The sequence below is a fragment of the Elusimicrobiota bacterium genome (assembly GCA_016218575.1).
Lineage (GTDB): Bacteria > Elusimicrobiota > Elusimicrobia > UBA1565 > UBA9628 > JACRDN01.
The window spans coordinates 79,427-86,278 of record JACRDN010000006.1 but is presented as its reverse complement, the minus strand read 5'-3'; the positions used below and the strand labels follow the sequence as shown (position 1 = coordinate 86,278).

Annotated in this window: 9 protein-coding genes; 1 reads left to right on the top strand and 8 read right to left on the bottom strand. The window is 64.6% G+C overall.

What is annotated here, in order from left to right; all coding sequences use genetic code 11:
* Positions 1-275: 275 nt before the first annotated feature.
* From HY921_01860 to HY921_01845, 4 genes are read right to left on the bottom strand one after another with little or no spacing between them, the layout of a single operon-like run.
* A complete protein-coding gene (locus HY921_01860) occupies positions 276-485 on the bottom strand; it encodes a hypothetical protein (protein MBI5629609.1) in 210 nt (69 codons plus the stop codon).
* Positions 485-1,183 (bottom strand): TonB family protein, encoded by a 699-nt coding sequence (locus HY921_01855; protein ID MBI5629608.1) that lies wholly within the window; start codon positions 1,181-1,183, stop codon positions 485-487. Before HY921_01855 ends, HY921_01860 begins: the two co-directional genes overlap by 1 nt.
* Entirely contained in the window at positions 1,173-1,604 is a 432-nt protein-coding gene (locus HY921_01850) for a biopolymer transporter ExbD (protein MBI5629607.1), read from the bottom strand. Before HY921_01850 ends, HY921_01855 begins: the two co-directional genes overlap by 11 nt.
* On the bottom strand, positions 1,601-2,239 hold the full coding sequence (locus HY921_01845) for a MotA/TolQ/ExbB proton channel family protein (protein ID MBI5629606.1): 639 nt from the start codon (positions 2,237-2,239) through the stop codon (positions 1,601-1,603). Before HY921_01845 ends, HY921_01850 begins: the two co-directional genes overlap by 4 nt.
* Before the next feature lie 71 nt (positions 2,240-2,310).
* Between HY921_01845 and HY921_01840 the strand changes: the two genes are divergently transcribed.
* Entirely contained in the window at positions 2,311-3,381 is a 1,071-nt protein-coding gene (locus HY921_01840) for a hypothetical protein (GenBank protein MBI5629605.1), read from the top strand.
* On the opposite strand, the gene HY921_01835 is transcribed toward HY921_01840, so the two are convergent.
* From HY921_01835 to HY921_01820, 4 genes are read right to left on the bottom strand one after another with little or no spacing between them, the layout of a single operon-like run.
* Positions 3,357-4,964, bottom strand: a complete 1,608-nt coding sequence (locus tag HY921_01835) for a phosphatidylglycerophosphatase A (protein MBI5629604.1) — start codon at positions 4,962-4,964, stop codon at positions 3,357-3,359. The genes HY921_01840 and HY921_01835 overlap by 25 nt on opposite strands.
* Positions 4,955-5,524, bottom strand: coding sequence for a CDP-diacylglycerol--glycerol-3-phosphate 3-phosphatidyltransferase (gene pgsA / locus HY921_01830; protein ID MBI5629603.1), 570 nt, complete (start codon positions 5,522-5,524; stop codon positions 4,955-4,957). Before pgsA ends, HY921_01835 begins: the two co-directional genes overlap by 10 nt.
* Positions 5,521-6,198: a helix-turn-helix domain-containing protein gene (locus HY921_01825; protein ID MBI5629602.1), complete on the bottom strand. Its 678-nt coding sequence runs from the start codon at positions 6,196-6,198 to the stop codon at positions 5,521-5,523. The genes pgsA and HY921_01825 overlap by 4 nt, the downstream gene beginning before the upstream one ends.
* Positions 6,198-6,851: an outer membrane lipoprotein carrier protein LolA gene (locus tag HY921_01820; protein ID MBI5629601.1), complete on the bottom strand. Its 654-nt coding sequence runs from the start codon at positions 6,849-6,851 to the stop codon at positions 6,198-6,200. The genes HY921_01825 and HY921_01820 overlap by 1 nt, the downstream gene beginning before the upstream one ends.
* Position 6,852: the final 1 nt, after the last annotated feature.

The window sequence follows — 6,852 nt, the reverse complement described above, 5'->3', positions numbered from 1 at the left end:
TGAGACGAGTTCGAGGAGCGAGGAGGGAGCATAGCGGTAGCTATGTGACCGACGAGCGACGATGAAATCGGCCAAGATCGGGCCTCCCCTTCCTTGGCAGTTTCGCTGCTTATCGCAGCGAAACTCTTGAGGGAGGGATCGCAGGATTTTGACTCCTGGCGTCGTTGTTCGTCGCTTACATAGCTTAAGCTATGCTCGCTCCTCACGCCTAGCCAGGAGTCAAAATCCTGCGGCCAAATGGCAAGATAATAATGGGACACTACACTAGTTAAAGTCTAATGCCTGCTCGAGAGAAGATAGAAAGCCAGGGCCAGGGCGGCGGCAAGCTCTATGGCGAGCTTGATGAGGCTTGTTCCTGCGTCGATGAACTTCATGGCCAGGAGCAGCCCCAGGGCTCCGGCCGCGAGCACGGGGACGGGCACGGGGTAGAGCGAGAGGAAATAAGCGGCGCCGGCGTAGACCGCCAAGCGCAGGAGAGACAGCATCAGAATGACTTCAAGGTCACGTGGATCTTGAGGAAGGGCTCCGAGAAGCCCTGCGGCAGCGGCGGGTAGGGGGCCCCGTCCTGCGCGGTCGAGAGCGCGGCCAAGTCGAAGGTCGCGTCCCCGGAGCTCGACTCGGTGCGAAGGTCCGCGATGCCCCCATCGGAGAGGATCGAGAAGACGACGAGGGCCTCTCCCGGATCCTTGGGCATGCGGCTCGACCATATCCGCCAAAGCGCGGCCCGGACCTGGGTAATGTACCACGGGTAGGGGAAGTTGGGCATGTCGGTGGCGATCCCGGCTTCCCCGGCCGGGCCCGCCTCCCCGGTCGCGGCCGCGGGCTGGCTCTGCGCGGATTCTTCTGCGGGCCGGGTCGGGGCCTGGTAGCCGCGCAGGAGGCTCGGCCTCGGCAAAGCCGCCGGGATCCTTCGCCGCGGCTTTGAAAACTCGTTGATCTCCGCTTGGGGGCCGAGCTTGGGGGACGCCGAGATCTCCGCCGCCGTGGTTTTGGCGGCGGTTTCCCCCCCCGTCGAGCTTAGGATGGCGGCCGTGGGGCCGACGAAATCGATGGTGTACACCGAGGAGGGGCGGCTGGAGGGCCTGAAGTTTACCAGAATCAGGAAGGCGCAGAGAAGAAGGCCGTGTAGGGCGAGAGAACCTCCGAGATAAGGCCTGAGGCCGCCCAGGAGATTATTCGGCATTGCCGGAGACGACCCCGATGCCGAGCTTGCCGACTCCGAGGCGCTTGGCCGCGTCGAGGACCGCCACAACTTTCTCCACGGCCACGCTGCGATCGGCCTGGACGAGTAAGGTCTTCTTGGCCGACTGCGGCAGGCGCAAGGTGAGCTCTTTCTCCAAGGAGGGCCATTTGACCACCGCGCCCTCCACCGTGAGCGCCCCGTTGCGGCTGATCTGCACCGTCACCGTGTTTTCGGCGGAGGCCGAGGTCCCGCTCTCGGCCTTGGGAAGCTTGACGGTGAGCTGGGACTGCACGAGTATCGGGGTGAGGACCATGAAAATGATGACGAGGATGAGCGCCACGTCGATGAGGGGGATGAGGTTGAGCTCGGCGATGGTGCGGCCGCGGGAGACCTTGCCGTTCAACTGCATGGGCTCTCTCAAGGCTTGGCTTTCTCGGCCAGGTGCTGGAGGATCTCCTCGGAAATCCAGCCCATTTCCTCGGCAAAGCGCGCCGAGTTCTGGTTGAAGTGGTTGTAGGCGGCCACGGCAGGAATGGCGACGAAAAGCCCGGCCGCGGTGCAGACCAGCGCTTCGGAGATGCCTATGGCCACGACTCCGGGCCCGGCCCCGGTCGCGCTGGCCAAATCATGGAAGGCGCGCATGACGCCGATCACGGTGCCGAAGAGGCCGATGAAGGGCGCTGTGCTCGCGATGGTCCCCAAGGTGGATAGGCGCGCCTGCAGCTGTGAGAAGGCCTTGTCGATGGCGCGCTGGGAATAGCGCTTGCGCTCTTCACGGTGAGTGGGGCCGATGAGGCTTGTGAGCACCACGGCGGAGGCCAGGCCCCTATAGGAGCGGCTCAAACTCACCGCGTCGGAGAGATTCCCCTCGTCTATGATCTTGCGCACCTTCCCGAGATAATCCTTGAGTCCCGTCAGGGACCGCCGGTAGAAGCGCCAGCGCTCCCATATGAGGGCGATGGAATAGACCGAGAGCAGAATGAGGGAGGCCAAGGGGGCTCCGCCCGAGGCCAATACTTCCTTGACGCCGACCTGGAAGCCCATATCGCTTGGCATTATGTCAAAATCAGCCGGCGATCCACAAGCCCGGTATTGCGGGAGGCGCAAGAGGCTGTTACACTCTGGCCATGGTTGTGGTGGCCGCGATCCTCGTGGGTTTGCCCTGGCCTCTGGCGGCGGCTCCCCTGTCCTTGGAGCCGCCCCCCGGCTGGCAGGACGTGACCGCGGAGCGCGGGGCCGCAGGGGTGGAGGCGGTGCTCAAGGGCCCGCAGGAGAGTTCCTTCGTCCTGGCCCGGACCGAGGGGGTGGACTGGGAGGACCGCGGCACGGTGAAGGCATTCCTGGTGGACGTCTTGAAAGGCCTCAACGAGCGCTCGGGCGGAGGGTTCACTTTGGCAAGCTCCGTGCTTACCGCGACTTTCGACAACGGGCTTACCGCCTACTACATCCGCGCCTACCAAAAGGGCGAGCCGCGCCTGATCCTGGCGCTCATTCGCTACCGGGGACTGGCCTTCTTGGGCAGCCTCATGAGCTCCGTGCCGGATACCATGCTTGGCTCCATCCTGGGCTCCTTGCAAGGAGGTGCTTCCGCGCGCGCCGAGCCCGCGGCAGGGCTGGTACAGAGCCTGGACGGCCAGTTTTCCTTCAAGCTCCCCCCGGATTTTAGCTCGCGGGAGCTCTTGGAGCGCGAAAAAAAGATGGGCTTCGTGCTTTCCCTGCGTGCTTGGGGCTCCGAGCTTATGATCATGAGGCTCATGGATGAGGGCACTCCCTTGCGCGAGCAGGCGGCCATAGTTCGCGCAACGGTCCTCGCGGCTCCCGGCGCGGTCGCCAGCTCCCTGTCCGGCCCGAGCCTAGGCGCCACCTCGGCCGGGCCGCGGATGGTTTACGCCTGGGTTCGGGTGAGAAGCGCCAAGGAGGGGCCGCAAGAGCAGTTCGCGGCCGGGTATCTCCCCTGGGGCTACTGGGGCTATTCCCTTCTCGCCAAGGGGCCGCGGGCTCTCGACCTCCTTCAGGAAAGCGTCAAGACGGTCGCCTTGGGGCCCTCGGCCCTGCCCAAGATCGTGGCGGACACTCCAGATGTTCCTTTAAAGGAAGAGTCCGTTCTTAAAGGGAAGGTCTTCGGGACGGCGGCGGTGATATTGGTTCTCGCCGTCTTGGCTTTGGCGCGGGCCTATTTCTTTGGAAAGTGGTTGTAGCGGAACTGCAGGAGGCCCAGGATGTCGTAGCCGCCTTTGTACTTCAAGAGGCCCACGTCGAAATTGAGCTTGAGGAAGTAGCCGACCTTGAAGTTGATCATGACGGGATTCAAGGCGGCCCCGTTGAACTTCATGAACTCCACGGCGAGGGGATACTGCGGCTTGGGTAGGAGCATGAAGCTCGCGAAGGGCACGCTGCGGCTCGAGACGACCTGGCCCCGGCGGCCCGCGTAGAAGCCCAGGGCGTCCGGGGTGAGGAACTCGGAGAATTGCGCGACCATGTCCCCCATCTGTCCCTGCATGAAGCCGACCGTTGTCCGGACCGGCCCGATTTTCTTGCTGGCCGCAAAATAAGCGCCGCTGAGGAGCTTGGTGGTCTTCTGCGAGGCGTTGACCGTGACCGTGGGATTGGGATCGTTGACCTTGGGCTGGGGCGAGTCGCGGAACAGCAAGCCCCCCTGGACTCCGGCGGCCACGGCCGGCCGCCAGGGCCCCTCGGACTGGACCTGCATCTTCCCGTCGGCCGTGAGCAGCCACACCCCGATGCGGTCGATGTAGTTGACGCTGCGCGGGGCGTTGGTAAATGAGTTCCGCCCGTATAGCCGGCCGATGACGTAGACGCCGTTGATGTCCAGGCCGAGGCCTGGGCTGCCGTATTTCCCCGCTCCGCGATACGCAGTGGGCGTAAAAATGACGCCCGAAATGGGGCTTGGAGGCGGCGCCGGCTTTTCCCCGATCGGGGCGGCCGCCGGCGCGGCTTTCTCCACCACATTGAAGACCAGGCGCGCGTGGCTAGTCGAGCTCACCACTCCGAAGAAATCCTGGGGGACCGGAGAGTCCGCTATGGCGTAGAGGGCGGGGGCGACCTTCTCGAACTTGCCCAAAGTCATCAGGCTCTCCGCGTCCAGGAGCACGTCGGTCTTGGTGTAGAGGGCGCCGTGCGAGGCACGCACCTTGTCGCGCCAGGAGTAATCCCCGGCGGGCCTCCCCGCGGACAAGAACAGGACCTCTCCGATGATCCAGGGGCCCCCTTCCAGGGAGAGGGGCTCTCCGAGGCCCGAAACGCTCGGGGTGGAGGGCGCTACGATTGGCTCCTGCGCCGCCGCGGGGGCGCAGGCCAGCCACGCGTGCAGGAGCAGACAAGCCAAGGCGCCGGCGGCGAGATCGTCGGCCACGATGCCCCAGCCTCCGGGCAGTTTCGCAAGCCTGCGGCATGGCGGGGGCTTTATGGTGTCGAAAACGCGAAATAGGACGAAAGCCAGTCCCAGGACCAGCGGGGTTCTAGGCAGGAAGGCGAGTGCCGTCCAGTAGCCTACCATTTCGTCGAGCACGATGCGGGGGTCGTCATGATTGCCCAGGGCCTTTTCGGCGAGGCCGCAGAGCCAGACCGAGAAGGGCAGAGCCGCCAGCATGAACAGCGCGTAAGCCCAGGGCCGCTCGGGAAGCGCTGCCGCCAGGAGCAGGCCCTCCAAAGTGCCGACGAACCCGGCCCCGGTTCCGAGCTTGGGGCGCAAGCCGCCCAGCCAGCGCACTGGAATGTAGCTTAAATAGAATCCGGTGGCAAGCGCGACGCTTAGCTCCACGATTTTTCCAGCATTTTGCGGGATTGCCGGAAATAGGAGAAGGCGGAGCTCCAGGCCGCGGCCACGCAGAGCACGGTCAAGTGGTAGGGCAGGCGCAGGACCCAGGCGGGAGGGCTTGGGAAGGACTCGAGGAAGACCAAAATCGCGAGCATTAATAGGACCGACACGCTCTGGATGCCCATTTTCCATTTTCCCCAGGCGTCGGCGGCCAGGACCTTTCCGTTGACTCCCGCCAGCACGCGCACGCCCCCGATCAAGAGTTCTCGGGCGATGATGAGGAACACCCCCCATGGGGGAATGGCCAGTTCCTGGGTCCTCATGAGGCCGATGAGCGCGCCCAGAACCAGGATTTTGTCCGCGATGGGGTCGGCCACCTTGCCGAAGGCGCTGACGGTCCCGGTCCGGCGCGCCACGTAGCCGTCCACCCAATCGGTGACGATCGCGGCCAAGAACAGGGCGAAGGCCGCCCAATGAGACGCCACGGACTTTTGCATCAGGGCCAGGAACATGGCCAAGGCCAACCCCATGCGCAGCATGGTCAGCTGGTTGGCCAGATTCATGGGAGGGGCTGGCTTAAGGCCTTGACGGGAGAGCCGTTGAGGGTGGCCTGGATGGCGTCCGGATCGGTGGCGCGCAAAGTTATGGTCTTCTGGGCGATCCACTGCTGGCGCGCGCCTCTAGGGGCCCGGCCCTCGAAGCGCGTGGCCCCGTCCACGGAAACCGAAAGCCAGACGTCGCGCCGGACAACGATCGAGAGTTCCGGCGGGGGCGGGCTCGTCACCGGGGCCAAGGCCGCGGGGAGTTCTAGGGGGCGCGGCGGCTCGGCGGCGTGCCGGCGCGAGAAGGTCCAAATGAGAAGTCCCGCGGCCGCCCCCAGGGCCGCGAGCCCGGCCAGGGGACGGGAGTCCGCCGCAGGCCGAGCCCCCGGCTGGGCTTGCGCGGGCTCCTCACTCTTTTTTTCCTGCTTCCAAAGGGCCGTGAAGTCCACTCCCAGGTAGTCGCAGTAGCTTTTCAGGAAAGCCCGAAGATAGGCTGGGGCTGGGAAATCCTCGAAGCGGTTGTGCTCGAGGGCCTCGAGATACCTTTTCCCGATGCGCGTTTCGTGGCTGATGGTGTCCAAGGACAGGCCCTTCTTGAGCCGAGCCTGCCGCAGGACGCCGCCCACGTCCCCCTCGAGCGTCGTAAGGGGCTGGGCGGGCATCACGCGCCACGGGCCATGGTCGGTGTCGGGCATCAGGGCGTTTTGAAATTGCGGAAAATTTCCGCGTTCTTCGGCGGGGAGAACTTGAAGCGCGTCTCCTTGTCCTTGATCTCGGGATTGAATATGACCCGCTGGAAGCGGGTCTCCACGCTCACATCCCCTGCCGTGAGCCGGGCCTCTCGGGGAAAGAAATCCTCGGAGTCGAGGAGCAGGCTCAGCTCGAAGGCGTTCTTGTCGCCCCGGGGCTTGAGGATGAGTTCGAGCTCCCTCTCCCCTAGGCTGGTCTCGTATTTTTTCGCTAAATCCGCGTAGCGGCCGAAGTCCAGGATGGCTTGGGTCAGCGGCTCGGATTTTTTCCAGTCCTCGTAACGGGTCTGGATCGCCTGTTTGGTGGCCGGCCTCCAGAACCATAGCCAGGTCCCGTCGCAGACCACGGTCTGCCTCTCCGGCTTCTCATGCTCGATGCGCAGAAGGTTGGGCTTCATGAACTCAATGGTGCCCTCCACGGCTTGGGGATCCTTGGAGTAAGGAGAGCGTACGATCTGGCTGAAATGGGCCGACAGCGATGTGGTCTTGCGGTCCCTCTCCTCCAGGCGCTCCAGGACCAACGGAAGTGCCGCGGGGGCGGGCGCCCGCGCGGCCCGGGCCGGGCCTATCAAGCCGAGGATGAGCGCTAAGGCCATCATT

Bases quoted from the DNA above. Each gene is read 5' to 3' on its own strand.
- HY921_01860 (MBI5629609.1), bottom strand. From the start codon at position 485: ATGCTGTCTCTCCTGCGCTTGGCGGTCTACGCCGGCGCCGCTTATTTC.
- HY921_01855 (MBI5629608.1), bottom strand. From the start codon at position 1,183: ATGCCGAATAATCTCCTGGGCGGCCTCAGGCCTTATCTCGGAGGTTCT.
- HY921_01845 (MBI5629606.1), bottom strand. From the start codon at position 2,239: ATGCCAAGCGATATGGGCTTCCAGGTCGGCGTCAAGGAAGTATTGGCC.
- HY921_01840 (MBI5629605.1), top strand. From the start codon at position 2,311: ATGGTTGTGGTGGCCGCGATCCTCGTGGGTTTGCCCTGGCCTCTGGCG.
- pgsA (MBI5629603.1), bottom strand. From the start codon at position 5,524: ATGAATCTGGCCAACCAGCTGACCATGCTGCGCATGGGGTTGGCCTTG.
- HY921_01825 (MBI5629602.1), bottom strand. From the start codon at position 6,198: ATGCCCGACACCGACCATGGCCCGTGGCGCGTGATGCCCGCCCAGCCC.
- HY921_01820 (MBI5629601.1), bottom strand. From the start codon at position 6,851: ATGATGGCCTTAGCGCTCATCCTCGGCTTGATAGGCCCGGCCCGGGCC.